Source organism: Vibrio sp. 10N.222.46.A1 (assembly GCF_041473595.1).
Taxonomy (GTDB): domain Bacteria; phylum Pseudomonadota; class Gammaproteobacteria; order Enterobacterales; family Vibrionaceae; genus Vibrio; species Vibrio tasmaniensis_A.
Window position 1 is genome coordinate 1 of sequence record NZ_JBFRSN010000448.1, and the last position, 2,363, is coordinate 2,363.

Annotated in this window: 2 protein-coding genes; both read right to left on the reverse strand. The window is 42.2% G+C overall.

Going from position 1 to position 2,363, the window contains the following annotated elements; genetic code table 11:
• The coding region (locus tag AB4496_RS13715; protein WP_372131152.1) for a methyl-accepting chemotaxis protein at nucleotides 1–1,390 on the reverse strand (1,390 nt) is incomplete at its 3' end.
• A 364-nt stretch (nucleotides 1,391–1,754) separates the two neighbouring features.
• Nucleotides 1,755–2,363, reverse strand: a 609-nt coding sequence (locus AB4496_RS13720) for an alpha-L-glutamate ligase-like protein (protein ID WP_372131154.1), incomplete at its 5' end; no start/stop codon positions are given.

Sequence of the window (2,363 nt, forward strand, 5' to 3'; positions counted from 1 at the left end):
GTATGCTACCTACATTTTGAGTTTCTTTTTCAACACCCAAAATCGAATCTTGAACCTGCTCAATATTCGTTACAAGTAAGCTGATTTGCTGGTTCATGTCACCCACAGTCTCAAGACCTGACTGAGATGAAAGGCTTGCCTCATTGGATGATGATGATGCCTGCATCGCATTTTGAGCCACTTCCGCAACAGTCGCGGTCATCTGATTCATCGCGGTTGCAACTTGCTCTAGCTGCATCATTTGCTCTTCTGATGAGGTACTTAACTGATTTGACGAGGTCTCAAGAGATGAAGATTGTGATGAGAGAGAGTTTGAAGACTGCTCAATATTGCCAATAATACCTTGGAGGTTACCTGCCATTTCAAGAGTTGAACGGTAGATCCCCGTTTCATCGCCATTTAATTTAGGGATGTTGGTCAGGTCTCCTGCCGAGATTCGACTAACAAGAGCCTCTATGTATTGTGGCTCCCCGCCAATAGGACGATACATTAATCGGGTAACTAATAAGAATGTTATTCCGGTTGCCATAACCGCGAAAATTAGACCAACTACAGTATTTATTTTCACCATCGCATTTGAAGGCGCTTCAATGTCGTCCCAACTTGCCCAAGCCCAAATATTCCAACCTAATGACTCAATTTGAGACGAAACGACATAAAAATCGCCTTTATCTGGAACATTGTAAGAGTGCTCACTGGTCATCTTACTACCGTGTTCACGGTATGATGGTCGAAGATCGTAGATATTTTTACCAATAAAATCTTCATAGCTAGCGGCAACAAGGAAACCATCTTGGCGAGAGACAAATAAGTTTGGCTCTTCAGATAGCTCGTTTATATAGTCTGTAATATCACTCATTTTAAGACTAAGGCCAATCACTGCTTTCGTTTCGCCTCTGGCTTTAAAAGGAATAACAACCGACATGGTTAAATGCCCTGTTGTTGCTAGGTAAGGGTTAGTTACTGATCGTTTTGCACCTGAAAACCCAAGGTTGAACCATTCGCGTTGTTTTTGCTTAGCATTAAAGTTGGGAATGATACCTTGATTTTTAACGTCGTAAGTTTTGCCATCAGGAAGACCGATGTAAATATTAAGAACACCAAGAGATTCTTTACTGTTCGTCATCATTTTCAACAGCATCGGGTTGATCATGATGTTACCGGATCTATCAGTATGGATACTGGTTGAAATGCTTTCCAAAGCGCCGAAATACGCTTCCATTTTCCCTTCGACAGCTTTGGCTACAAGAAACGATTTCGTAGACAAGTTATGACGGTAGTCATCCGTGGTGGCAGACTTAAATTCGAAATATCCTATCGTAGATATAACTAAAATCGTTAAACAGATTAGGCCGCTAATTGTTAGCATAATCTTATTTTTGACGGTCATCAGAGCATTTCCTTAACAGTTGTTGCTTATTTTATTGACTAAATTATCCGTATGCTAACATAGGGTTACAATTTATTTGTTGGTCGTTTTGTAAGGGAACGTCGTTACAAACAAGCAGTGTGAATACTTATGCGTGGGATTTACAGTGAATAGGGTATCTACACAAATTTGATGGGTTTTAATTGATTTTGATGGTGCGTATTTTTCTACTTCCTAGGCGGAATTAGCACAAATAAGTACCTTTTAATCTATTTTTGGTGTGAATGTGTTGCTGAAGTAAGCGTATAGAAAGGATTGGGATGCAAGGGGAGATAACCCCAAACACCCCAAATTTTGGCCTAAAATTTAAGTGACAAAATTTTGACTAGTTGTGACCGAACTGTTTTGCAGCGTAAGCAACACGCTCCGCAGGTTTTGGATATTCAGCAGGCGTGCCAAGGTTTTCAATATGATGCAGTCTAGGAAGTAGCCCCGCGCCGTTCGCTATTTGGATAGCTAAACCAGGTCGAGCATTAAGTTCTAGTACCATAGGGCCTTCTTCTTGGTCTAATACCATGTCAGTACCCATATAGCCTAAGCCCGTCATTTCCCAAGCACTTGATGCTAGAGTTAACAGCTTTTCCCAGTGAGGAACTTGTAATAACGCGAGTTCTTTACCCGTATCTGGATGGTGTGTAACAGGCTGATCGAACTGAACCGCTCGAACCGCTTTACCTGTCGCAATGTCTATACCCACACCAACAGCACCTTGGTGCAAGTTAGCCTTACCATCTGAATCTGAAGTGGACAGACGCATCATCGCCATCACAGGGTAGCCTTTGAATACGATGATTCGTACGTCTGGCACACCTTCGTAGCTGAAGCCTTCAAAACACTCATCAAACTTGATGAGGTTTTCAACTACGGCCACATCGTTCTTGCCACCCAGCGAGAAAAGGCCCGCGAGCGCGTTACTGATATGGCGCTCTACATC